Raw genomic sequence first — 25,396 nt, 5'->3', positions numbered from 1 at the left:
GAATTAATAAAATTACACCTTATGGCAATTTCAAATGAATTAATGCTTCACGAAGCACTTCGAAATGCCATTTTAAAATACAAGAATGAAATTAATGATAATCCAAAATTTTGGGCTGCATTCTCAATTTTTGGTGTTCCATATTAATAATAACACTATTGAAATCTCAGTTTATACTTAAATCATTGGTCATTTTAATAATTATCTGCTCTTACGCTTCATTATTTGCCCAACCCAATAAAGAACTTCAGCAACAATTTAGGACTCAACTTTTTAAAATTGATAGTTTAGCCAAAAGTGGCAACCTCACCAGTGCTATTATTGAAGCAGAAGATGCCAAAGACTTTGCTTTTAAGAATTTTAAAGATAGTTACGATAATCAACGTATGATTCTCTTTAAACTGAACTTTTATTATCGGGTTTCGAGAGACAAGGAAAATGAGTTAAAAACTAACATTGAATTAGGAAAACTGCGCAAGAATGAACTTGAATTGGAAAGTGAATCCTTTAAAACATCACTTAAAACTTTAATTGAGTTTTATAAGGCTACAAAAAACCCAAGAGAGGTAGTTCCAACATTTAGCGACGTTAACACGAGATTAGTCAACCACACCAACGATGTACTAGGTAGTAGACTTAATGATGAGAAAGAGTCTTTTTTAAACAAAAATATTATTCCTTATTTCCATTTATTTCAATCGTTTGGGTTTAAAACTAAATACAGATATGGTAGCTTTAATAATCTGTTGGTTGATAATACTTTACTAATAAAAGGAGCATTATTGAACACATCAAAGGATATACTTAATAAACTAAGAGCTCTTGAAAAACCAGAAATTACAAATTTGATTAATGCCTATGTAAATGAAAAGGAATTTATTGCCCAACAACTCAGTATATCAGAATCACAACGTGTGCCAGATTTTGGAATAAGATATGACAGATTAGGTGGTTTAGAGTCTGAAATACTGTACTTATACCATCAGAATATTAATGACAATCGTAAAAGGTCTATTAATTGGAGACGCACTGCTTTAAAAGAAGATGAAATTTCAGTTGAATTCAGTCATTTTAGATATTTTGATCAAACTTGGACAGACAGTATTATTTATGTGGCTCAACTCTTTAAAAAAGAATGGCAACATCCAAAGATATTATCCTTATTTGAAGAAAAAGAACTAAGAGCAATTTTGAGCAAAGGGATTAATACTTCAAATGAAATATCTAGAGGTTCAAAAGCTAAACAAGTCAATGCTTCAAGCTATGATAAGAACTTGTATAATCTTATCATTAAACCTATTGAAACCGAATTAAAGAACAACAAAAAGGTTTACATATCAGCTGATGGCATGCTTCATCAAGTAGCATTTGCAGCGCTAATGGATGCTTCAAACAAAAGGCTCATAGAGCTGTTTGATTTAGAACAAGTAAGTAGTTCTAAAGTAATTACCTTAAGACGACAACAACCCAAAAAGAATTCAGTCTTATTAATTGGTGGAATAAATTATGATTTTAATACTGAAGGCAAAAACATCTTATACAATAGCCAAGTGTCATTTTTAGATCTTGTTTCTGACGAAAGCACCGCATTAAATAGATCTTGGCAATATCTTCAAGGTACAGCTGATGAAATTAAAAATATTGAAACTATTTTGGCCTCCAAAACTACCAAAACCACAACGCTTAATAATGATGAAGCTTCAGAGACTCAATTTAAGAGTTTGAACGGTAAGAGTCCAGATGTTATACACATTGCAACGCATGGTTTTTTCTTTAAAAACGATAAAGCTAAAGACAACAATGATATCGAATTTAAAAATGCCGACAATCCATTATTACGTTCTGGCCTATTGCTTGCTCATGCCAATTATGCATGGCAAAATGGTAACAATCCATATGAGCGCAATGATGGCATTTTAACAGCTTTAGAAATATCCAATTTAGACTTATCTAAGACGGATTTGGTTGTATTATCGGCTTGTGAAACTGGGCTTGGAGATATTGAAGGTAGCGAAGGTGTTTATGGTTTGCAACGTGCTCTAAAAATGGCAGGGGTAAAAAATATAATGATGAGTCTTTGGGAAGTACCAGATAAAGAAACTGCTGAATTTATGGAACTGTTTTACAGTAATTGGCTCAGTGGAAAAAACATAAGAGAAGCGTTTAGAAATACTCAATTAGAAATGTCAGACAAATACAAAGACAACCCTGAAAAATGGGCCGCTTTTGTTTTAGTTGAATAATAAATGAAAAAAATATTACACACCTTCCTAGCTATTTGCTTTTCAATTTTGGCATTTTCGCAGCCTTCTGAAGATTATAATGCCTGGCAAACCTACTTTCAAAATGGTACTAATTATTATAACTACCAAGAATTAGATAAGGCTGCTAATGCCTTCAATAATGCATTTAATATTGCAGAAGAAATTTTTGAGGTGGTATCTAATGAGTTTATGTCAACGGCATACTCTTATGCTGTTATTCTAGTACAACTTGAACAGAATGACCTTGCTCAAGAACCGATGGAAAAAGCCATCATTGGTTTAAAGGCTTTATATGGAGAAACAAATGAACAATATGCTGGTGCACTTACCATTTTAGCTAATATTTATATCGCCAAAAAAGACTACAAACTGGCTGAGGCAAAATATATAGAATCCAACGATTTACTCAAAATTGTATACGGTGAAGACCATATGATGTATGGTATTGGTCTAACTAATTTAGCTGGATTATATAGAGAAACAGGAAACTTTAAAAAAGCGCTCAACACCTTAAATGAAGGACTAGATATTTTAAAAAATGACCCTTATTTTGATAAAGGGTCTTACAACAAACTCAGGTACAATAATCTTCCTAGCATTTATCAAGGTTTAGGAAGACTTGAGGATGCACTGGAAATTGAAAAAGAAAGCCTTGATTATATTAAAAGAAATTATGGCGTATTTAACTCTAATTACGCCAATATTCTAACAAGTATAGGTGGTATATATGTTAATCTTGGGTATTTTAATAAAGCAGAAAAAGTCTTATTAGAGGCTGCAGATATTTTTGAAGAACTCAATGACTCTACAAATGATAAAGCTCTTGGTAATACTTACATGTTTCTGGTGGCTTGCTATACAGAAACATCAGACTATAAAAAAGCATTTTACTATGCTAGTAAGGGAATTGAGCTTACGGAATTAAACGAAACTAATCTAAAAGTTAGCTCAATACAGTACTATGAAATTTTAAGTAACCTGAGTTGGAAACTTCAAAACTACGAACAAGTTGAGGAATATCTAAAAATTGCAATACAACTCACCAAATCGTCTGCAGGAGACAATGCACCAACACTCCCAGTATTGATATCTAGATTAAGTATGTGTTATCTCAATATGGATAAAATAGAAGAAGCAGAAAAATTTGCAAAGCTAGCATTTAATAAGTCAAAGGCCTTAAACCTAACTATAAAAAACAATAGCTACAGAGAATGTTTAGATAATCTTAGTGCAATTCTTGTTGAACAAAAAAAATATAAACAGGCTATTAAAAATATAGAAAGCACACTTAGAGAAGAAGACAAAAATTATCCTAATTATTGGCATAAACAGATAGATCTAGCCAATGTATATCTTATGGATCATCAATGTAAAAAAGCTTCCACTCTTTTGGATGCAGCCATAAAGAGAATAAAAACTTTATATGGTAAAGAAAACCCAGATTATATTGATGCGCTTAATAGCTTAATAATTGCTCAAAAGTGCGAAAAACAATATGGAGAGGTCATTATAAATGTAAAACAAGCAAATGAATTAACGAAGCAGCAACTTGTAAAACAATTTAGTTTTAGTACTAATGATTTAAAACGCATATTTCTTGCTGAGATTGAAGCATCATTTAATATTTATGAATCCATCAATTTTGACAATCCACAAGAAGAACTTACCACAATTAACCTTGAAAACAAATACATATTAAAAGGTCTACTATTAAATCAAGCAAAGAATGTTACCCAAAAACTAAAAGCACTTAATGAACCAGACATTAACAAACTCATTAATGATTATATAGATAATAAACAGTTTTTACAAAGTGTTGAAGACAAAAACAATGAGAAGTTTGACACACTAAAAGAGGAATTAAAAAAAACTGTTGACCACCTCGAAATCCAATTAGTTCAATTGTATAATGACCGCTTTAAAGAACCCATTAATTTTAAAAAAAAATGGACCAAGGTTAGAGACCAATTAAAAGCAGACGAGGTTGCCATTGAATTTTCGAGATTTAATTATATCACGCATGAGGTAACGGACAGCACCTATTACGTCGCATACATTATTAAAAAGGATTCCAAACAACCAAAAGTTATTTCACTCTTTGAGGAATCAACATTGCAAAAACTCTTTTCAAATTCTTCAAATCCAAAAAAACTCTATAATACCAGAGGTTCGAAAGCAAGATCAACGAATCAGACATCAAATACTTCAGAGCTCTATCAACTGATATGGAAACCCTTAGAACTAGAATTAAATCATATAACAAATGTATATTTTGCACCAACTGGCTTATTACATAATGTTTCATTTTCTTCTTTAAGAAACAATAATAATTGGTTAGTTAATAAGTATAACCTAATTCAATTAAGTAGCACCTACGATATAACTTCTAATCTCAACACTCTTAAACCAGACAATGTATTATTAGTTGGAGGGATCACTTACGATTATGAAATAAAAGAAGAAGTGATTAGTGAAAAAGCAAGAGAACCTCAGCCTCTAGATTTAATAGAACTGAATAGATCGAAAAAAAATAACACATGGAATTATTTACCAGGTACTCTAAGTGAAGTGGAAAGTATCGATAGGTTGTTGCTCAATAAAAATGTTGACAAAAACATGTTGACAGGTACTAATGCTAATGAAACGTATTTTAAAAGGCTAAGTGGAAAAAGTCCTAAAGTATTGCATATTGCTACACATGGATTTTTCTTTGAAAACAATGATAAAAAAGCATCACCACTAAAATCTAAAACGAGCATTAAATATAAAACAGATTACAACCCCTTAAATAGAACAGGTTTATTATTTAGTGGTGCAAACTATGCATGGATAAATGGTAGTAATCCACCAAACGAAAAAGAAAACGGTATCATTACGGCAGAAGAAATATCTACTTTAGATTTTTCTAAAACCGATATTGTGGTGCTTTCCGCTTGTGAAACTGGACTAGGAGATATCGAAGGTAGCGAAGGGGTTTATGGCTTGCAACGCGCTTTTAAAATGGCTGGTGTAGATATGTTAATGATGAGCCTTTGGGAAGTACCTGATAAAGAAACTGCGGAGTTTATGACCTCATTTTATGGGAATTGGCTAGGTGGGCAAAATATTAGAGAAGCCTTTAGAAATACCCAATTAAAAATGTCAGACAAATACAAAGACAACCCTGAAAAATGGGCCGCTTTTGTTTTGTTTTAGTAATTGAAATAGAAAAGTCGTAATTTGGAAAAGTTATGAAACACATAATACTATATCTTCTATTAGTTATTTCCGCTTTGAGTTATGCTCAAGATGGTTCACGTGGATCTAAACCAAATACTATTACCAAAACATCTGAAGGTACAAAGCGTGCTATTGTCATTGGAGTTTCTAATTATAATGCCGATGACTTGAAATTAAAGTTTGCCGATAATGATGCTGCGCTTTTTAAAAATTATCTAACCGATATTGAAGGTTTAGAAAATAACAATATCTGTCTACTCATCAATAAGGACGCGGTCGCACTAAACATTGTACAAGAATTAAAAAAGCAGTTTAATCTTGCAAAAGATGGCGATGTTTTATACATCTATTTTGCTGGCCATGGTGATGTAGTTGAAGATTTTGGTGAAAAGGAAGGCTTTTTACTTGCAGCAGATGCTAATACTAATCAAGAATATTACTCTGGTGGTGTAGTACCCTTGGCACTTCTAAATAAAGCTATTGATAACCTTACATTAAAAGGTGTTAATGTAGTCCTCATTTTAGACGCTTGCCGATCTGGTTTTGTATTTGAAAAAGGCACAAAAAAAAATATGGGAACCTTACAGGCCATGTTTGAGAATTCTACCAAAATACTAAGTTGTGGTGCAGATGAATTATCTTATGAAAGTGCAGATTTAAAACATGGGTATTTTACCTATTATTTAGTCAAAGGACTATCTGGCTTAGCAGATGACGATGCAGACAAAAATATTATTTATAGAGAACTTGATGATTATTTATATGACAACGTAAATACTACCGTTGTAAAAAAACACAATAAGAGACAAACACCAATTCTGCGCACAAAAAATGATAGAGCTATAATGAAAGTTATCTCTAACGATGCTACAATAATCAACTTTGAAGACATTGCTTCTACAATTGAAAACACGAAACAACTCGCTGCTAGAGGAATTACAAAAACAGATTTAAAAAACAAATCAAACGGTGAGACTATTTCGAGATTTAATGCTGCAATACAACGTAATTCCTACTATGGCAAATCATCAAGTGCATATGAAATATACAAATCTGTTTTAAACGATAACACTATTTCTGAGGGTATTAAAAGTAAAATGCAAAGCATTTTATTAAAAACTTTATCTAATGAAGCCCAATCTTTAATAAATCTATACATTGAAGGTTCTACCTATTTACCTCCTAGTAAAGAATTTGTTCGACAATCTAAACATCTCGATATCTGTTTAGAGTTAATGGGAGAAGATATTTTTCTGTACAATCGAGTTAAAGCGAGTCAGATGCTTTTAGAGGCATATGCTATTATTAGAAGTAATAATCATGTGAGATTTGAAGCGGCTAAAAGGAAACTTAATTCAGCAATTCAATTAGAACCAAGAGCAGCTTACATTCATAATGCCTTAGGTTTGGTTTACAATAACCAAAGAAAATACGACAGTGCGTTTTATCACTTTAAAAAAGCTAAAAGTTTAATCCAAACATGGCAAAGTCCAGACGTGAATATAAGCGATAATTTTGTTGATCAATATAAGTTCGATGAAGCCACAGCCTACCTTGATAATTCGCTCGGTAAAAACGGAAATGAAGCCAATCTAAAGTTAGGCGAAATTAATATGTTACAAGGCAACTATCAACTTGCTGAGTCATACTTTCAAAAAGCTTTAAAAACAGATCCTAACAATGTTTTGGCGCAACAAAAAATGAGTGAATTACAACGCTTAAAAGGAAATGCAAAAGCAGCAATAGAATGGTATCAAAAAGCCTTAAAGACTGATTCTTCTGATGCAATAACATCGATGGGATTATTGAATTACATCAAACTAAATAACATTGAAAATGAACAGGCTGAAAAACTATTGCTTAATGCTTTAGATAATAACCCAGAAAGTTCAACTGCCTACTCTGAATATGCAGATTTTATTCGTTTAAAATATAAACGATTAACTCGGTTAAGAATTGCAGATTCACTCTATGACAAAGCAATTAAACTTAATCCATATAATATTGAAGCATATTCTGGAAAAGCATGGTTAAAATCACAAATGAGAAAACCACTTGAAGCGCAAAATACTCTAGAAGCATGTTTAGCTGCCAATCCCAATGACGCTAATGCATTTCTCTTATTTGGCCAGTATTTAGAACTAAAGTCAAATAATACAGTTGAAGCTGTAGCAATGTATAAAAAAGCCATTGAAACAAACGATAAGTCTATTAATGCATACACTTCTATTGTAAGACTATATAATGAACAAGGTGAAGTCCAAAAATCAATTGACCTATTGCAAACTGCCATTAAGAACAATTCTAAGGCACCAGATTTTTGGTATTTGTTAGGCCAAACATATTTTAAAACTAAGAATTATAATAGGGCTATCGATGCATTTGAAAAGGCAGTTACTATTGACAAGTCTTTTGTAAAAGGAAATAAAAGTTTAGGTTTTAGCCAGGTTGAAATAAATCAGACCGAAAAAGCTGCTTCTAATTTAATTAGCGCTTCTCAAAATGCTGCGAACAGCAATACAACAAAAGAAATTGTTGAATTTTTACATACAGTAGCGAAAGATAAAAGTAAATTTGGCACGCCAGAAGAAGTCACAAAACTTTATAAACTCGCATACGACATTGACAGTAAAGGCAATACAGCTCTTATTTATGCTAATCATTTGTACTTAAATAATAATCCTGAAGAAGCATTAAAAGTTGCTTTACCAAGTATTAGCAAAGCCAATTCCAAATCGCTCAATGCAGATATATTACGTGTTTTAACTAAAGCCAGTATTGACCTGAACAATAAAGAGAATGCGAACTACTATTATAATTATTTGACTAAAATTGATAAAACCACAGATTACTTATTGGCTTCAGTTTATCTAAAATTTAACGGCAAGTTTTCTGAAAGTGAAGCCATGCGGAGAAAAGTGAATCAAAATCTATTTAGGTCTAACAAGCTTAAAGAATTGTATAGTAGCAACACTATAGAAACGTATATTTTAAATTAATTCAAAAACCAATCCCACTCTAAGTTTTCCGCTCTAGATGTTGGTCGTTGTTTATTATTGGTGAGTTCCTTTACCTTGTTATAGACGTAATCTTTTAATTCTGAAATTGGAATTCCTTGTTCTCCTCTCCAAGTATCGTAACCTAAATCATTCAGTGCACTTAAAAAACTATAAGTAAATACACCATTTTCCCATTTTTCATCTTCATAGGCAAATTCAGACCCACCAGCCGCTGAAATCACATATGCACCATTACCTCTATCAATATCGAAAAATAGAGTTTGCATTAAGTTGAATGATTCTTCATTTTTGGCAGTTTTACTTTTTGCCTTACTTCCCTTTGCACCTTCTGGTATGCGACTTACAACTTTAGTGTTTAAACCAGAACTATTGTTACTGGCATCTAGCTCTCCACTATGACATGCATCTAATAATAACAACTTGCGCCTTGCAGGAATATCTGTCAATAAATCTTGAATTTCTGAATAAGATAAACCATGTTCTTCTGGAGTATCAAAATTTATATTGTGGGTAGCGAAAAAGAACTCGTTATCCTTACCAATTAGACCATGTCCAGAAAACGAAACAATAACTGTATCATCTATATCTGTAGATCGTAACAGCGTTTTCAACTCTTGCACAGACTTTTTATTTACTTGATCATTAAGTAACGTCTTAACAACAATGTTGTTTTCGTATTTTGAATTTAATACCTCACTTATTCTGGCAACATCTTTATCTGCATATTTCAGATTCATGGTGCTATCTTGGTAATTTGACACACCAATACCAATGTAATACAATTTGGACTGCGATCTTTTTATAGTACTTGTTACTTCAAAAGAAATAGGCTCGGATTCAGTACCGGAATCATCTTTCGATATTATTGAAACTCTATTAATACCGCTATTGAGCTCAATAGTTTCCTTTAGAATAGATTCGTTTTTAAGTAAGCGTTTATTTGTCGGCACACCATTGATGTAAACAATTAACTCTGAAGATTTTGAAGTGTTTTCTATGTTTAAATCTATTTGCCTTTGGTCTGTAAGAATAGATATTTCTTGTCGATTTAATAGTTTTAATTTTGGCCTTTCTAAATTAAAAATATCCGTATTCTCTTGATACCCATTCCTTACAAGGCGTTTTAAATAGGCATTTTTATATAAGTCATAAAACTTAGGTGAGGCAAAGCCAAGACGTTTCATGATAATATCAGGACGATTAAGAAACATTTCATAATCTATCAATGGTAATGCTCTTCCGTCTTTGACAAAATGAAATTTTCTTATATCGCTTTTGTTTGCTTTAAAATAACCCTCTGGTGTAATCCATGCTAAACTTATTTCGTCTTCTTTCTCAAAGATTTTACATGAGACTTCTAATTTCAGGGTGTTGAGATTTACAACACTTATTTCAGAATCTTTAGATAGAATATAAAGCAAATCCTTAATTTGTTGCATTCGAATAATTTCAGAATCCGAAATTTGCTCGATTTGTTTTGGTGAACTATTGTTTTTATCCCAAAAGACTAAGGCACCATTATATGTACCTGCAACAAGTAGATCCTTTTCTTTTATAAAAACTGAAGTACTTAAGGAGCGTCTTGCATAATAGGACTTTATCTTTTCTACGGTTTCACCACTTCTGTTATAGTGTAATAAAAACTCATAGTCAGTAAATACGTAACTATTCTCATCTACCTCATCGTCAAAATCCGTAGTTATCTCTTTAATCTTTTTTAAACCATTTATATCATAAAATACAGTCTTTATGTCCAATTGCATAATGTCTGAATGAGAGTTCAGAACAACTTGCAGTGCATCATCTGCAAAACGCGCTTTCTTTATTTTAAAATCGACTTTCTTACTGACTAATAGTCTATTTTTTACATCAATGAGATAAACCGTCTGATTTTCTGTAAGTTGAGATGAATTATAGTAAAGCACATAATTTTTATCTTTTGACCATACTCTTGAGCTAGGTCTTTCGTTAAAATCAATGCGTACAGTTTTACTCTTCCATAGTACAGAATCAGTTTTTTGTGCACTCACAATTCTAAAATTATAATCTTTTGAACCGTATTTATCACTATCTGTATCTAAGGACACTATTTCATCATCTTCTAAAAGCGTATTTGCAGTAAAACTTGGTAGTTGCTGTTCTAATTCTAATTTTTTTAAATCAATTAACCATTGACCGCCATAAAGAAGTTTTCCATTACTACTGATATTTAAATCATGTTCTTGAGTATAATTTGGTTTATGACTACTCCATCCAACTTCTGCATCTAACGTCTTATTATATGTATAAAAAGAATCTAAACCATAATAATTAATACCTTCAAAAGTTTTGAATAATCCATTCTTATAACCATCAATCTTATATGATTCCTCTATTTTATTATCCTTAAAATTATAGCTTGTTATTTGGAGGCTATCGCCATAGCTATTGGCTTTATCTACAATAATATCTGCTTTATCACCTAATACCAAAACGTCTTTAATTAGGGAATTTTCTTGAGTCGTTGATATATCTGTGAATGTATTGGACACAACATTATATAATTGCAGCCTACTCTCATCTTTAAGAATTATGCTACTATCATTAACAGGAATTGCATATTGATATTCTTGTATTGATGGTAAGTCTGAGGTTAAACCATTGTCAGGACTGAAAATTTTGAAACCTTCAAAATTAGATTCTGTAATACTATGATTTGGTGCAACATTTACACTTCTTAAAGCAAGCAAAACATTGTCGCTATCTGGTATACCTTCAAAAGCAGTCACATCTGTCCGATAATAGGACTCATTAGATAAATCTTTAATTAGATTAACCGATAGGTCATCCGTGTTAATCCTCCAGAATTTTGCAAAGCCGTCACTACAAACCCATTCATTTGGCTTGGTTTTAAGATTATGGCATTTAGCACTTAATGCATTAAAGTCTGAGTCTTCATATAAAGCGACCTTAACTATTCCGGTTGAAATATCAAGGACTTTTAATTTAAATTCATCGAAAGCTTTACCTTGATGTTGCTCAAAAAATAAGACCTTTTCACCATTATTATCTAGCATTGGATTTACCGTTTGAGGCAACTCAATGTCGTATAACTTTTTCTTATCTAAAGTAGACCACAACTCAAAGTTTGTCGGTTTATATACTTCTTCTTTTACAAGAAGTTTGTTACCTTTTTGACTATAATCTACCGCATACACCTTTGTTTTATTATCCATTATTCGCACCTCTGACGGGTTGAATAAGGTATCTATAGTACTTACCTTTTTCACTTCAGAATAAACAGCTTCATCCTTTAACTGAAATTTATAAATCCCGTTTTTAACAGTACCATAACCGTAGCCTTTATTCCCATATATTAAAACTGTATTACCATCCACTTTTTCAAAACCATCAATAACAGAAAAAGGTGTAAGATTAGACCAAATTCGTTGTAGGGTCTTTTTAGTATTAAAATTTTCTTGAATGATCTCTGCGTCATAATGTCTCCATACCGTATTATTTTCAATGACACCATTGACATTTAAACTTTCAGGAAGAATCTCAACGTCACTCAATGTTGAAGTATCATATATTTTAAAAAACTCTTTGCGAGATAAGGACGAGGAACTAACCTGAGCTTCGTCTTGCTTTAATATTAAATAATTATCATCATCAGAAAAATAAATATCATGTGTTTTATACTTAATTTTCTTAGAGGTAATTGAATCTAAACTTGGTAAATCTCTAAGTTCTAAAATATGATCATGCGGATCATCCTTCCCAAAATATTTTTGATAAATAATAGCAACCTTATTACGACTATTGTTGACTTTAATCTTTCGTATTGTTCCGCTAGATGCAACCGCGATACGATTTGGTAACGACTCTAATTTACCTGTTAATGGTGACTTGTTAACATTACCGTAATCATCCTTAAAGTCAAAGAACTCATTATAACCAACAACAGCTATAGAAGGGTTTTCTTCATTAAATGAAGCGTATATATTTCCTGAAAATTTATTAATTACTTTTTTCTGAGCACGATTAAGAAAGTAAATGGAATCTTCTGGATACTCAAAAAAATTCTGATAGTATTTTTGCTTTGTTTTTGTCTTAATTACAATAAGCGGTTGTGGAGTATTTAAATATTCAAAACTGCTTATATACTTAGAATTATCTGTTATTAACGTTACAGAATCTTTTGGTTCTAAAGTTTCATAGTCCACAAAATAGAGTCTAGTATCATTTGCATAAACAATCTCACCATTTGTTGAACTGAAGTAAAGATCATTTATAACATACTGTGTTTCTAAAAATGTCTTTTGAGCATTTAATTTCACACATAGTATTAATAGTATAAATGCTACAAAATTGGTTCTGAACATGGTATTTAGTTTTTACAAATCCCATAAGTTTCACAGAGGGCATCTTCAATCTCTGTGCTAGTTAGACCAACAGCTTTTAAATCCTTTATTAGGTCGCTGTAACTAGATTTTAAGGCTTCATATTCTGATCTATCAATCAATGTAAATGTAAAAAATGGAATATTCTTTAGGCTAGGAAATTCTGAGGGTGAAACACTCCATTCAAACTCAATATTATCAGAAAAAATAGGATTGTCTTTATATACTATAAATTCGTTACCATTAGTAGCGAATTTATAGACAGTCTCGGAATCTTTGGCTCTAATAAAAACAAAATATTTTGAAGCATCGGCTTCAGTTTTCCATCTAAATGTAATTTTAGAGCTCGCAATTTTTGTACTATCCATAGGTGATTCTATCAAAACATCACCTCTAAAAACACCACCAATTATTGTTTTATTAGAATTCCTTTTTAATAATTCATCCCAAATGAGTTTAAAGTATTTAGAGGTCAATGACTTTTGATCATCAAGCGCTTTATACTTTAGGATATTCTTATATGAATAAGTCCCTGCATTCTTAATATTAAATGCTTCACCTTGAGAGTTTATGAGCATTACCTCCGAAGATGTAGACATGTAAATTGAACTTTTTGCACTTATATAATCGCCCTTACTAAGTGGTCGCTTATTTCCATTATCATTTAATAATATCCCAGGTTTAGTCTTATACACACAAAGACTATCTTGGGCATGGAGTAGAGCGGTACTCAGGGCTAATAAGATTATAACAATCGACTTTCCCATTTAAACTTTTTATTGAGATACTTAACCAAGTATTCATAATAATCTATCATTTCAATCCCTATTATAGATAATAAGATAACAGGCACTACACTAAGATATATATTGGCTTGTAGCAATGCTAATCCCAAATAAACCAACACTATAGAAAGTATGAGCTGAATTAATTTTTCTGAGACATCAAAAACAAAACTACTTTTTATGTAAAGCTTTATACTTAAAAGTATGGTAAGAAAGCAAACTATAAATGACAATAAATACGTTGAAAATTTTGAAACCCTATAGATCATATTTCCTTTAGACAACATGTTTAAAATATTCGCATGCACAATAACACCAAAAGTATCAGGAACTGCCCTACCAACCCACTCAGAATTTAATGGTGTAAAATGTTTGTCTTCTATGTCAAAACTTTCATTACCATCTCCTAAATAGCCTAGTATTACAACAGCATCTTTGAAGGCCCGAATTTTTTCTTTATTTATGACCTCTTCAATATCAAAGCATAAGAAAATATCTTTATTTCCGATATAGTTTATTGGAAGCTGATTTTTTAATTCTTTTTTAACATAAGTCTCATTTAAATATCCTGCTTTTAAAGCCAGTTGTGTTGCAAATGCATACTCATCATTATTATGGCCTTTTACACCAAGAAAATTCCGAATCACAGAATTTTGACCTTCTAAATCTAAGTTAATGTAACCTTTTGTCTCTCCATAAAACTGAAAATATTCATGATTGTTAACTACAGAATCATTTTCATGAAAGTAAGCTGTTACAAGTGACTTAGCTGATACAAGGGAAGACTTCAAAAGGGAATCTATAAATTCTGATTTTCTATCCTCAAATATGATATCTAAACCTATAACACTTGGTCTCTGTGTGTTAATTTTATCGATAGCTTGAGCAATTTGAAAACGATTGGCGTGTTTTATATTTACTAAGACTATTTTATTATTTCTCTCTTCATTATTCATACGTTCAGAATAATATATATCCGTAAACTTAAAATCTTTAAAAGCTTTCTCAAAAGGATCTAAAATAGACAAATTCACAAATGCAAAATATAAAATACTAGCTATAATAAATGTCAATATGGTACAGAAAAATGCATCTCTCAAAAGAATTTTATCTGTTTTAATTCTCATTAAATTAGTTTGTTATTTTCTCAATTGCTGAAGCTCCATCAGAAATGATCGCGTCTTTATTATCACTCAGCATACTTGGAAGTTTATTAATATACTTACTCCTGTTACCCTCATACTCCTCTAACCTAACATTTATTTTAACTACACCATAATTATCATTATCGTCTAATTGAGTAGTGATTGGAATATCGTAATACCAAGGTGATAATAACGGCGTATTAATGAGGTTGTCAACACCATATTTAAGATTTTTAAAATCATATTCCTGCTCTATCAAAGTTGCGCTTTTTGGTGTACCATCTTCACCTCTCCATTGTCCCTCAATTGCAATTGAAATCCTTGCATTAAGGTTCTCATCAGCATATACTTTCGTTTTAGAAAAGAACACTCTAAGTTCATTAAAACTCAATCTTGTTACTCCTGGATTCTGTGGATCGCTAATTAATTCTACAACTGCATAAAAATTCAATAAATCATCTTGTTCGAGCCTTATAACGTCCTGAACATTCAAGGCCATATTATTACCTCTGGATTTTGGCATTGCATTAATTTCATCTTTAACTAACGTTGTTATTTGAGCTTTCTTCTCAGGGCTGTTAGGTTTTGAATATTTTTTAATATGAATTTCTTTATAGGTCTTCTCAACCTCCCCCAAATCTGTATTATAATAATTATTTATTGATATGGACTGTGAATATTTACTAACTAGAGATTCTGAGGTTTTTTCTGCTAAATACGAAGCGCCAAAAAACACTCCTTGAAGAACAGTTTCTGCAAGACCACCTCTTGTATCCGCTCTTTTCATAACTACAACAAACTCTTCCTCAGATTCTATGTTAGATCTATGATGCACCTTACACGAGCACATTAAGACAACAAGTAATACTGGTAATAATTTTTTCATCTTAAGAACTTTAGGTGGTAATTTATAAATTTAATTTAGATTTTCTTTGAGATGAAGGTTCATTCTACTTTTTCATTTGGAGATTTCTTAGATTTTAAAGACTTGGAATATCAACTTTAATCAAGAATCTCATATATCAAAGGAATTTAGTTAAGATGACGATTTGCTTACAATTAAACACTTTTCTAATGATGAAAAATCATCAAAGGTAAAATCATATTTTTACTGATATTTGTTTTACTGGCATCACTGAATAATCTATTGAATAAGCCCTTAAATTGACCAACTAAGGTTATTATATGAGCATCTTGAGCGAGTTCTTCATCTACCAAAATATGAGATAAAGGAATGTTTGATACTGTCCTATAAGTAAACTTATTTTCATGAATCAATTCTAAAAGCAAGTCTTTATCTAGTTGTATTTTGGATTGGACATTTTCATTAGTAGAAACTATCCTAACCACATTAATATTAGCATCGAGCTTTTGAATTAACTCAGTAATATCAAAAACAGTTTTATGATCTGCATAATCATCAACATCAAGAGCCAATAAAAATCGCTTAGGCTTTTTGTATTGATAGCCTTCTGGAATTACTAATGTATTACAATTTATAAAACGTAATACTTTTAAAGCATTACTTCCCATTATGGCTTCTCGTAAATTAGAGGCCCCATTAGTACCCATTACTACAAAATCAATATTCTCCTTTTTGATAGTTTGCTTAATGGCGTCTATAAATAAATCATAATCAACAATTGATTTAAATCTGTGTAATCGCTCGTTAGCATTTAGTTTCAATCCTTCAACAATAGATGTTAAACGTTGCTTATTTTCAGCTATCAAAACTTCATAAAGACTCTCTCTAGGCCTACTAGCCATTAAATCGTCCGTAGCATAACTCAAAGAACTCTGTACATTAAGTACAAAAAAGTCACAATATTCATTTTGAAATAATTGCAATCCATAATTCATGGCGTTAATTGAGTTCTTTGAAAAATCGGTAAGTAGAAGTATTTTTTTCATCCTAGTTTCATTTTCTATTAATGTATAAAAATTGTTTCAATACTATAATGATAATTATCATTCCCAAATTATTTTATTTTTAAAAATCGTTAACACTCAAACAGTATTTCATGTTTAAAAATATTTAAAACTGATTTATGTCAGTAAAAATTTAATCTAGAGTGAGTATCTTAAGACAAATAATTTTTACGTCATGATTAAAAGTATAGACAAAGATCAATGTACAGATATTTTAAAGAACAATTATCTAGGATATCTTTCATATGTAAGCAATAATTCTCCTTATACAATACCTATTACCTATTACTTTAATGAAAAAGAGAACTATATCATCTTCTATTCCGGCTTAGGACATAAGATTAACTCTATGCGTAAAAATATTTCCATCTCATTAGCAGTGGCAGATATTTTTGCGGCTAAAAAATGGCAATCTGTTTTAGCTCATGGTAAATATGACGAAATTAGTGGAGGAACAGCCAAACTTTACCTGCATGAATTTTCATTAGGTATCAAAAGTATAATTCTACGCAAGGAACATAAGGATATGGATTATATAAGTGATTTTTCAAGCAAAATCTACAATCAGGACATACCAATAGTATTCTTAATAAGGATTGATGAGATGACAGGCAAAATGAGATCTTAAAATAGAAAATCTGTTATAAGTAAAAAAGCAAGCCCATTTTTAGCTTGCTTTTTTTTCATTTGTGACCTCGACAGGATTCAAACCTGTAACCTTCTGAGCCGTAATCAGATGCGCTATTCAGTTGCGCCACGAGGCCTTTTTAAGTGGGTGCAAATATAATACAATTCTTAAAAATCAACCAAACTATTTATTTGAAAAACCAAAATGATTACTTTTGATTTATGATTGAAAAAAATATTTTAGAAAAGTTTGATTATCTGTTTGATAAAGAACTTATAGACATTTTAGCAAAGAAGGCTAGTTTGTATAGATTTAATAAGGGTGATATTATTATTGATTTAGGGCAAAATATTGAATTTGTACCTCTAATTATTGAAGGCAATATTAAAGTTTTATCTGAAGATAATCGCGGCCATGAATTACTTTTATATTTATTAGAATCTGGTGATACATGTGCGATGTCATTAACGTGTTGTATGTCTAAAAATATAAGTAAAGTAAGAGCTATAGCGGAGCAAGATGTTGTCTTGGCATCAATTCCAAAAGAGGACATGGAGGAGTTATTTAACACTAATAAAAACTGGAGAAATTATATATTGCAAAGCTATCAGTTTAGGTTCAATGAAATGCTAGAAGCTATTGATACTTTAGCTTTTATGCAAATGGATGAGAGGCTTTTTAAGTACCTTACGGATCAGGTTAAGTTAACCGCAGATACAAATCTCCAAATCACACACCAGGAAATCGCTGAAGATCTTCATACATCTAGAGTAGTTGTTTCACGCCTATTAAAAAAACTTGAAAAAGAAAACAAAATTGAATTAGGAAGAAATAAAATTATAGTTATAGACTTTTAGTAACTTTTATAGCAATCAACAAAATAATAGAATTCTATTTTAGCTAAATAATTAATTTATGCGTTATATTTTAGATTTTTGGGCTATGCTGGGCACTTTGTGGTGTTTGTCCTGGAGCAATGTATATCTTAGTTGGTACAGGAGTATTCTCTATACTCTTTGTAATTACAGGTGCACACTATTAGAAACATATGCATATGGCGTGTTTAAAGACAAACTACCTCATTAAATGGATGTAACAGAAATACTAGGTTATCTTGGTGCTGTTATAGTTGGATTAGTTCTTGGTTTAATTGGTGGAGGCGGTTCAATTCTAACGGTTCCGATTTTGGTTTATTTAATTGGTTTAAATCCTATTGTTGCAACTGCTTACTCGTTGTTTGTTGTAGGGGTAACATCTTGCATTGGTACCTTTCAGAATATTAAAAAAGGCAGAGTAGATTTTAAAACAGCAATTATATTTTCAATCCCGGCCTTTATAGCCGTTTTTCTAACAAGACGCTTTCTAGTTCCAATGATACCTACTGAGGTATTTTCAGTTGGTGAGTTTACTGTAACTAATAATATCTTCATTATGGTATTTTTTGCCATTATTATGTTACTGGCTAGTATTTCCATGATTAGAAATAGAAAAGATAAAGTTGAAGAATCAAGCCATCAAAATATCCAATTTAATTATCCTCTTATTGCTTTAGAGGGCATCGGAGTTGGTATACTTACGGGTATCGTGGGTGCAGGTGGAGGGTTTTTAATTATTCCCGCTCTTGTGATTTTAGCAAAACTACCTATGAAAACTGCCGTTGGCACCTCACTTTTAATTATTGCGATAAAATCCTTGATTGGATTTCTTGGCGATATTGCCAACTTAGAAATAGATTGGAATTTTCTATTAATTTTTACCTTTCTTTCAATAGTAGGAATAATTATTGGAGTTTGGTTGTCAAAATTTATTAGTGGTAAAAAACTAAAAAGGGGATTTGGCTATTTTACTCTCTTTATGGCCATCTATATTATCTACAAAGAGTTATTTTAAACCAATGTGATAAAAATCACTTTACAAAAAACTAAGTTTCATAACTTTGTATCACTTGAAAAAAACTAATTATGAAAATTGAACAATTATATACAGGATGTTTAGCACAAGGTGCATACTATATTGAGTCAGCTGGTGAGGTTGCTATAATTGATCCATTACGAGAAACGCAACAATATGTTGAAAAAGCAAAGAAAAACAACGCCAAAATAAAATATATTCTAGAAACGCATTTTCATGCGGATTTTGTCTCTGGCCATGTAGATTTGGCAAATAAAACTAATGCCACCATTGTTTTTGGTCCAGCAGCGCAAACAGATTATGACATTCATGTTGCAAGAGATGGAGAAGAATTAAAATTAGGTAACCTAACTATTAAAGTATTACATACTCCAGGCCATACATTAGAATCGGTTACGTATTTACTCAAAGACGAAAACGGAAAAGATCATGCAATTTTCTCGGGAGACACTTTATTTTTAGGTGATGTTGGTAGACCAGACTTAGCTATAAAATCAGATTTAACAAAGGAAGATTTAGCCGCAATGCTGTTTGATTCATTGCGAAACAAAATAATGACCTTAGCAGATGATGTTATTGTTTACCCTGCGCATGGAGCAGGTTCTGCATGTGGGAAAAATCTTAGTAAAGAAACTGTAGGTGTATTAGGCGAACAAAAGAAAACAAATTATGCCTTACGCGCAGACATGTCAAAAGCAGAATTTGTTAAGGAGGTTTTAGATGGCATTGCTCCTCCTCCTCAGTATTTTGCTAAAAATGCTATGATGAACAAAATGGGATATGATACTTTTGACACCATATTACAAACTGGTGATACACCATTGTCTCCTGAAGATTTTGAAGCATTGGCGAATCATGAATCCGCATTAATTTTAGATGTTAGACGCGAATCAGAATATATTAAAGGTCATATTCCAAATTCTATTTTTATTGGATTGCATGGCCAGTTTGCACCTTGGGTAGGAGCGCTAATTACGGATATAAAACAACCTATCTTACTAGTTGTTCCTGAAGGTAAATCTGCTGAAGCTGTAACAAGATTATCAAGAGTAGGTTACGACAATACATTAGGTTATCTAGAAGGTGGCATTGAGGCTTGGAAAAATGCTGGCAAAGATGTTGAAACTTTAGATTCAATTTCAGCAATAGAATTTGCGGACAAGGCAAAGGCTTCTGAAATAAATATTTTAGATGTTAGAAAGCCAGGCGAATACCAATCTATGCACCTAGAAAATGCGCAGCATTTTGCTTTAGATTTTATTAATCAACAAATGAATGAAGTTGATAAAAACAAAACATATTATATACATTGTGCTGGTGGATACAGATCTGTAATTGCGGCCTCAATATTAAAAGCTAGGGGTTTTAACAATCTCATTGATGTGGCTGGAGGTTTTGGAGCAATTAAGAAAACTGATTTACCCACAACCGATTTTATTTGCCCAACTACACTGTAAAACAATAAATTATGAAAAAAAACATGAGCAACGCTGATAAGGGCATACGTACTTTAATTGCTGTAGTTATTGCAGTATTATATTATATGGATGTTATTGAAGGGACTTTAGCCTATATTTTAATGGCAGTTGCGATTGTTTTCTTAATTACAAGTCTAGTCAACTTCTGTCCACTTTATAGAGTATTTGGCATAAGTACTTGCAAAATAAAAAACGAATAGGTATGGAAGCGACGACAATAAAAATTCAAAATTTAAAGTGTCATGGTTGTGCGAATACAATCGTAACACAACTGTCTAAATTAGATGGTATTAGTGAGGTTGCTGTAAACAATGATACAGATGAGGTAAGTTTTAGTTATAATTCTGACAATGACATATTAAATGCAACCAAAAAGCTTTCAGATTTGGGTTATCCAATTGAGGGTGAAGCTAATACATTACCTACTAAGGCCAAATCTTTTGTTAGCTGTGCTGTAGGAAGAGTGAAAAAATAAAAACCACATAAAAGCGGTTTTTTATACTATTTCTGCACTTAAGCCTGCCTCTAAGAGCTTTGAACACCTAGGTTCTAAATCTTCATAAGGACCTGTTTTTACAGTGCATTTACCTTTGTAATGAACAATTATAGAACATTGTTCAGCTTGCTCTGGTGTATGATCACAAGCATAAATTAAGGTATCTATTACATGGTCGAAAGTATTAACATCGTCATTAAATAATATGATTTCGTTCTGCTTTACAACCTCTTCCTTAAGGAGTAATTCTTCGGATTGTTTTTCTTTAGGACTCATAACAATACTAATTTATAAATTTTAACGATATCCAATCACCTCTTTCAATTATTTCGTCCAATTTTAACATATACTCTTTGCATTTCTTCTCAATTAAAAGAATATCATTTTTATAGAAACCACTTAAAAAAAGAAAACCGTCTTTATTCAGACATCTCGCATAAGCAGGAATATCACTTAGTAGAATATTTCTATTAATATTTGCAATGACAACATCATAACTTTGATCTTTGAGTAGAGATACATCGCCTTCATAAACAGAAATATGTTCACATTTATTTCTGTCCACATTCTCTAAACTGTTTATGTAGCACCAATTGTCAATATCGATAGCATCTAGTGAGATTGCCCCAACTTTTTCTGCAAGAATAGCCAGAACTCCCGTACCACAGCCCATATCCAAAACAGATTTACCCTTAAAATCGTTTTTTAGAATATGTTGAATCATCATGTGTGTAGTTTCGTGATGACCAGTTCCAAAACTCATTTTTGGTTCTATAATTAAGTCATATTTAGTATCTGGCTTGTCATGAAATGGCGCCCTAATAGTAACCAAATCATCTACTACAATGGGTTTAAAATTGTTTTCCCACTCAGCATTCCAATTTGTTTGTTCAATTTCATTAAAGCTGTAGGTAATCGCAAATTGAGAAGATTTCAAGATGTTTATACCATCAAGAATAAATGCATTCCAATCCTCTTTTTGAATATAAGCGGTTAGACCTTCATTATTTTCAACAAAACTTTCAAAACCAGCATATCCTAATTCTGCAATTAAAATCTCTGTTGCCGGCTGTAAAGGATTCATCTTAAATTCATACCCTATGTAAATGGGAGCCGCCACTGCTATATAGCATTAACAATTGCAAAAAAGTCTTCTGCTTTTAAAGATGCTCCTCCGATTAATCCACCATCAACATCTGGCTTAGAAAAAATTTCTTTAGCATTATTTGGTTTTACACTACCTCCATATAAAATAGAAACCGAATCGGCAACCTCTTGCCCGTATTTACCTTCTAAAGTTTTACGAATAAATGCATGCATATCTTGAGCTTGTTCTGGTGTAGCAGTTTCTCCTGTACCAATAGCCCAAACCGGTTCGTATGCCAAAATGATGTTTTTAAATGCACTCTCATCTAAATGAAACAATGCATTCTTAATTTGACTTTCTACAACCGCTTCCTCATTTCCAGCTTTACGATCAGTAAGCTCTTCACCAAAACAAAAAATCATATTCATATCATAAGATAATCCTGCATCAATTTTTTTGGCTAACGCTTCATCCGTTTCGTTGTAATAAGCGCGTCTTTCACTATGTCCAAGTATCACTGTTTGTATACCTATACTTTTAAGCATCCCTGCACTGATTTCACCAGTATATGCACCATTCTCAGCAAAATGCATGTTCTGTGCTATAACTTCAATATCATGTTGTCTCGTAGCTTCAAATGCATGCCACAAATTCGTAAAGGTTGGTGCAATCAAAACCTCAGCATTAGAAGTTTTAGATTGTTTTTTTAATTCTACAATTAACGATTCTGTTTGTATAAGGCCATTGTTCATTTTCCAATTACCTGCAACTATTTGTCTTCTCATGATATTATGAATTGAATTTTATTTTGAATTTAGATTACAAAAATAAGGTATTAATGAGGAAACATCCTTGATATGTGTCATGTAATTGCCTAATATAACTTCACCCTTGGATCTAACCAAGCATATATGACATCTACTAGAATATTTATGGTAATAAACACAATAGCTATAACAAGTACTGCACCCATAATGACTGGTAAATCTAGTGTATTTAATGCATTTACTATTTCTTTACCCAGACCATTCCAACCAAATATGTATTCTACAAATACCGCTCCGGCCAACATGGAAGCAAACCAACCAGAAATTGCAGTCACAACAGGATTTAAAGCGTTTTTTACTGCATGATTTTTAATAACTTGGAATTCACTTAGTCCTTTTGCTCTTGCAGTTCTAATAAAGTCCTGACCTAACACATCAAGTAATGAATTTCTCATTAATTGAATGACCACTGCCAATGGCCGAATTCCTAAAACGATTGCTGGTAAAATTAAATTTTTCCATTGAATGGTCATCTTTTCGCCAAAGTCATCCAACTCATACAAGCTACCTGTCATCTCTAAATTTGTGTAGTCGTGAAGCACAAAACCAAATAGCCATGCAAATAATATTGCGCTAAAAAATGAAGGCACACTCATACCTAGAGTACTTAATACCTGAATTAATTTATCTATCCATTTATCCTTAAACAAAGCAGAAACAATACCAAGGGCAATCCCTAAGAATATTGCAATTACTATGGCAGAAAAAGCTAAAACGAATGTATTAGGAATAGTCTCACCAATTACCTGAGTTACCTTTTTTCCTTGTTTTGTGAATGATTCCCTCAAATAAGGAAACTTTAATACGGTCGTTGTTTTACCTATAGTCCATAAATCAGTGGAGGTGTATTTATTTGGACCTAAAAATGTGTAATCCTCAGGATTATTAGAGTGAAAAGATATTGGAGATAAATCGTTGAGATAATTTAAATATTGCTTTCCCAAAGGTTTATCAAAACCATACTTTTTTTTAACAGCTTCAACTTGATCGGCTGTTTGGTTTTGTCCTAACATCATTTTTGCAGGATCACCAGGTAAAATGGTAAACAAAAAGAAAATTACTGTAATGACACCTACTAAGGTGATAAATGCATACAGTAATTTATTTAAGAGATATTTTATCAAACTTAAAGTTGTATATCTTCAATATCATTCCAATGTGCCTTATTGACAACCGTCCCTTTGTTTAAAATTACCACTCCTGGATTCGCACGAACAATAGTCTTAATTACCTTTTCATCACAGAGGTAAAAATTAAAATTAAGATTGTAATCTGATTTCACCTTTTGTTTTTCAGCTTCTCCAGATGATGTTAAACCTATTACAGTAAAACCAGCATTTATTGCACTATCCGTAAAGCCTTTTAGTTTTATTAACCCATCTTCTTCTGATGAAGAAATATTATACATGGCAACAACCACCAATTTTTCTTTATCTAAGTAATATGAGGTTAAGTCTTCATCATCTGATTCTATTGAAAAATCTTGAATTGGCGGTATGTATCCTTCATCTACAGTTTCAGTTTCAACACCTACGTATACTCCATCAACTGTTGGATAACTACCATTAGTCACAAACTCCTGTTCTTCCCCATTAACATTAAATGTCCATGTGTATTCTAAATCCGGTTTTGGTGCATCTTCAGGTATAATCATCTGTTCTTTGATATTTTTCCCTATGGCGTATGCTCTAAAGTCAATTGATGGCAAATGCATTAATACATGATATCCAAACCAAAGTGAAACAATAAAACTTAATATTGCAAGAACAGTATTTGGCAATGATTTAAATAATGGTTTAATATGTTTTATACCATATACTAAAATCAAAATAAACACTAGCAGTATAACATCTTTGGTGAAACTCTCCCATGGTGTTAACTTTAACGCATCTCCAAAACAACCGCAATCTTTAACTTTATCAAAATAGGCCGAGTAAAAGGTTAGGAATGTAAAAAACACTATCATAGCCAATAAACTATAAACAGTGAATTTTGGTTTATATCCAATAAGAAGAAAAACACCAATTACTACCTCAAACACAACAATAAAAACTGAAAATATCAAGGTATATGGAATTAAAAACTCCAAGTTTAAAACATCTGCGCCAAAATATTCTTGTAGCTTATACGAAAAACCTAAAGGATCATTAAGTTTTATAAAACCAGAGATAACAAATAAAATGCCAACAAATATTCTGCTAATATGTACTAGATATTTCATAAAT

General features: G+C 31.7%; 20 protein-coding genes and 1 tRNA gene. 10 read left to right on the top strand and 11 right to left on the bottom strand.

Annotated features, from left to right (window positions below):
• Window positions 1–21: 21 nt before the first annotated feature.
• Genes DUZ96_RS13015 through DUZ96_RS00855 form a run of 4 tightly spaced genes read left to right on the top strand, consistent with a single transcriptional unit; the run spans window position 22 to window position 8,482 of the window.
• A complete protein-coding gene (locus tag DUZ96_RS13015; RefSeq protein WP_258774279.1) occupies window positions 22–147 on the top strand; it encodes a hypothetical protein in 126 nt (41 codons plus the stop codon).
• An 11-nt stretch (window positions 148–158) separates the two neighbouring features.
• On the top strand, window positions 159–2,243 hold the full coding sequence (locus DUZ96_RS00865) for a CHAT domain-containing protein (protein WP_114299482.1): 2,085 nt from the start codon (window positions 159–161) through the stop codon (window positions 2,241–2,243).
• A 3-nt stretch (window positions 2,244–2,246) separates the two neighbouring features.
• Complete coding sequence (locus DUZ96_RS00860) at window positions 2,247–5,459, top strand: CHAT domain-containing protein (RefSeq protein ID WP_114299480.1); 3,213 nt, start codon at window positions 2,247–2,249, stop codon at window positions 5,457–5,459.
• Between the two features lie 35 nt (window positions 5,460–5,494).
• On the top strand, window positions 5,495–8,482 hold the full coding sequence (locus DUZ96_RS00855; protein ID WP_114299478.1) for a tetratricopeptide repeat protein: 2,988 nt from the start codon (window positions 5,495–5,497) through the stop codon (window positions 8,480–8,482).
• Here the strand turns inward: DUZ96_RS00855 and DUZ96_RS00850 are convergent.
• The 5 genes from DUZ96_RS00850 to DUZ96_RS00830 all read right to left on the bottom strand — a co-directional run bounded on the left by DUZ96_RS00850 (window position 8,479) and on the right by DUZ96_RS00830 (window position 16,726).
• Window positions 8,479–12,867: a caspase family protein gene (locus DUZ96_RS00850; RefSeq protein ID WP_114299476.1), complete on the bottom strand. Its 4,389-nt coding sequence runs from the start codon at window positions 12,865–12,867 to the stop codon at window positions 8,479–8,481. The two genes, DUZ96_RS00855 and DUZ96_RS00850, sit on opposite strands and share 4 nt — an antisense overlap.
• 5 nt (window positions 12,868–12,872) lie before the next feature.
• A complete protein-coding gene (locus tag DUZ96_RS00845) occupies window positions 12,873–13,652 on the bottom strand; it encodes a hypothetical protein (protein WP_147267041.1) in 780 nt (259 codons plus the stop codon).
• Window positions 13,631–14,797, bottom strand: a complete 1,167-nt coding sequence (locus tag DUZ96_RS00840; RefSeq protein ID WP_114299472.1) for a CHASE2 domain-containing protein — start codon at window positions 14,795–14,797, stop codon at window positions 13,631–13,633. Before DUZ96_RS00840 ends, DUZ96_RS00845 begins: the two co-directional genes overlap by 22 nt.
• A 4-nt stretch (window positions 14,798–14,801) precedes the next feature.
• Window positions 14,802–15,701, bottom strand: a complete 900-nt coding sequence (locus DUZ96_RS00835; protein WP_114299470.1) for a hypothetical protein — start codon at window positions 15,699–15,701, stop codon at window positions 14,802–14,804.
• Window positions 15,702–15,886: 185 nt separating this feature from the next.
• Complete coding sequence (locus tag DUZ96_RS00830; RefSeq protein WP_114299468.1) at window positions 15,887–16,726, bottom strand: universal stress protein; 840 nt, start codon at window positions 16,724–16,726, stop codon at window positions 15,887–15,889.
• A gap of 193 nt (window positions 16,727–16,919) precedes the next feature.
• On the opposite strand from DUZ96_RS00830, the gene DUZ96_RS00825 reads away from it, so the two are divergent.
• The gene (locus tag DUZ96_RS00825) at window positions 16,920–17,372 is read left to right on the top strand and encodes a pyridoxamine 5'-phosphate oxidase family protein (protein WP_114299466.1); all 453 of its coding nucleotides are present in this window, start codon (window positions 16,920–16,922) and stop codon (window positions 17,370–17,372) included.
• A gap of 62 nt (window positions 17,373–17,434) precedes the next feature.
• Here the strand turns inward: DUZ96_RS00825 and DUZ96_RS00820 are convergent.
• Window positions 17,435–17,508: transfer RNA gene (locus DUZ96_RS00820), tRNA-Arg, on the bottom strand.
• An 85-nt stretch (window positions 17,509–17,593) separates the two neighbouring features.
• On the opposite strand from DUZ96_RS00820, the gene DUZ96_RS00815 reads away from it, so the two are divergent.
• From DUZ96_RS00815 to DUZ96_RS00790, 5 genes are all read left to right on the top strand, one after another.
• A complete protein-coding gene (locus DUZ96_RS00815; protein WP_114299464.1) occupies window positions 17,594–18,229 on the top strand; it encodes a Crp/Fnr family transcriptional regulator in 636 nt (211 codons plus the stop codon).
• Between the two features lie 229 nt (window positions 18,230–18,458).
• Window positions 18,459–19,262, top strand: a complete 804-nt coding sequence (locus tag DUZ96_RS00805; protein ID WP_114299462.1) for a sulfite exporter TauE/SafE family protein — start codon at window positions 18,459–18,461, stop codon at window positions 19,260–19,262.
• 71 nt (window positions 19,263–19,333) lie between these two features.
• Window positions 19,334–20,740 (top strand): rhodanese-like domain-containing protein, encoded by a 1,407-nt coding sequence (locus DUZ96_RS00800; RefSeq protein WP_114299460.1) that lies wholly within the window; start codon window positions 19,334–19,336, stop codon window positions 20,738–20,740.
• Window positions 20,741–20,763: 23 nt separating this feature from the next.
• A complete protein-coding gene (locus tag DUZ96_RS00795; protein ID WP_258774278.1) occupies window positions 20,764–20,961 on the top strand; it encodes a DUF2892 domain-containing protein in 198 nt (65 codons plus the stop codon).
• A 2-nt stretch (window positions 20,962–20,963) separates the two neighbouring features.
• Window positions 20,964–21,236 (top strand): heavy-metal-associated domain-containing protein, encoded by a 273-nt coding sequence (locus DUZ96_RS00790; RefSeq protein WP_114299456.1) that lies wholly within the window; start codon window positions 20,964–20,966, stop codon window positions 21,234–21,236.
• Between the two features lie 21 nt (window positions 21,237–21,257).
• Here DUZ96_RS00790 and DUZ96_RS00785 read toward each other — a convergent pair whose 3' ends face one another.
• The 5 genes from DUZ96_RS00785 to DUZ96_RS00765 form a co-directional block, all read right to left on the bottom strand.
• Window positions 21,258–21,533 carry an ATP-dependent Clp protease adaptor ClpS gene (locus tag DUZ96_RS00785; protein ID WP_114299454.1) on the bottom strand — a complete coding sequence of 92 codons (276 nt, stop codon included), beginning with the start codon at window positions 21,531–21,533 and terminating at the stop codon, window positions 21,258–21,260.
• A 7-nt stretch (window positions 21,534–21,540) separates the two neighbouring features.
• The gene (prmA, locus tag DUZ96_RS00780) at window positions 21,541–22,377 is read right to left on the bottom strand and encodes a 50S ribosomal protein L11 methyltransferase (protein ID WP_114299452.1); all 837 of its coding nucleotides are present in this window, start codon (window positions 22,375–22,377) and stop codon (window positions 21,541–21,543) included.
• 2 nt (window positions 22,378–22,379) lie between these two features.
• Window positions 22,380–23,129 carry a triose-phosphate isomerase gene (tpiA, locus tag DUZ96_RS00775; protein ID WP_114299450.1) on the bottom strand — a complete coding sequence of 250 codons (750 nt, stop codon included), beginning with the start codon at window positions 23,127–23,129 and terminating at the stop codon, window positions 22,380–22,382.
• Between the two features lie 89 nt (window positions 23,130–23,218).
• Window positions 23,219–24,295 carry an ABC transporter permease gene (locus DUZ96_RS00770; RefSeq protein WP_114299449.1) on the bottom strand — a complete coding sequence of 359 codons (1,077 nt, stop codon included), beginning with the start codon at window positions 24,293–24,295 and terminating at the stop codon, window positions 23,219–23,221.
• Window positions 24,296–24,297: 2 nt separating this feature from the next.
• The gene (locus DUZ96_RS00765; protein ID WP_114299447.1) at window positions 24,298–25,392 is read right to left on the bottom strand and encodes a BT_3928 family protein; all 1,095 of its coding nucleotides are present in this window, start codon (window positions 25,390–25,392) and stop codon (window positions 24,298–24,300) included.
• Window positions 25,393–25,396 lie beyond the last annotated feature (4 nt).

Source organism: Winogradskyella sp. KYW1333, from assembly GCF_003335675.1.
Lineage (GTDB): Bacteria > Bacteroidota > Bacteroidia > Flavobacteriales > Flavobacteriaceae > Winogradskyella.
Note: the sequence above shows the minus strand (reverse complement) of the source record. Positions and strands in the feature narration are given on the sequence as shown.

Coding starts and splice junctions, on each gene's coding strand:
- DUZ96_RS13015 (WP_258774279.1), top strand. CDS start 22: ATGGCAATTTCAAATGAATTAATGCTTCACGAAGCACTTCGAAATGCC.
- DUZ96_RS00860 (WP_114299480.1), top strand. CDS start 2,247: ATGAAAAAAATATTACACACCTTCCTAGCTATTTGCTTTTCAATTTTG.
- DUZ96_RS00855 (WP_114299478.1), top strand. CDS start 5,495: ATGAAACACATAATACTATATCTTCTATTAGTTATTTCCGCTTTGAGT.
- DUZ96_RS00850 (WP_114299476.1), bottom strand. CDS start 12,867: ATGTTCAGAACCAATTTTGTAGCATTTATACTATTAATACTATGTGTG.
- DUZ96_RS00845 (WP_147267041.1), bottom strand. CDS start 13,652: ATGGGAAAGTCGATTGTTATAATCTTATTAGCCCTGAGTACCGCTCTA.
- DUZ96_RS00840 (WP_114299472.1), bottom strand. CDS start 14,797: ATGAGAATTAAAACAGATAAAATTCTTTTGAGAGATGCATTTTTCTGT.
- DUZ96_RS00835 (WP_114299470.1), bottom strand. CDS start 15,701: ATGAAAAAATTATTACCAGTATTACTTGTTGTCTTAATGTGCTCGTGT.
- DUZ96_RS00830 (WP_114299468.1), bottom strand. CDS start 16,726: ATGAAAAAAATACTTCTACTTACCGATTTTTCAAAGAACTCAATTAAC.
- DUZ96_RS00825 (WP_114299466.1), top strand. CDS start 16,920: ATGATTAAAAGTATAGACAAAGATCAATGTACAGATATTTTAAAGAAC.
- DUZ96_RS00815 (WP_114299464.1), top strand. CDS start 17,594: ATGATTGAAAAAAATATTTTAGAAAAGTTTGATTATCTGTTTGATAAA.
- DUZ96_RS00805 (WP_114299462.1), top strand. CDS start 18,459: ATGGATGTAACAGAAATACTAGGTTATCTTGGTGCTGTTATAGTTGGA.
- DUZ96_RS00800 (WP_114299460.1), top strand. CDS start 19,334: ATGAAAATTGAACAATTATATACAGGATGTTTAGCACAAGGTGCATAC.
- DUZ96_RS00795 (WP_258774278.1), top strand. CDS start 20,764: ATGAGCAACGCTGATAAGGGCATACGTACTTTAATTGCTGTAGTTATT.
- DUZ96_RS00790 (WP_114299456.1), top strand. CDS start 20,964: ATGGAAGCGACGACAATAAAAATTCAAAATTTAAAGTGTCATGGTTGT.
- DUZ96_RS00785 (WP_114299454.1), bottom strand. CDS start 21,533: ATGAGTCCTAAAGAAAAACAATCCGAAGAATTACTCCTTAAGGAAGAG.
- tpiA (WP_114299450.1), bottom strand. CDS start 23,129: ATGAGAAGACAAATAGTTGCAGGTAATTGGAAAATGAACAATGGCCTT.
- DUZ96_RS00765 (WP_114299447.1), bottom strand. CDS start 25,392: ATGAAATATCTAGTACATATTAGCAGAATATTTGTTGGCATTTTATTT.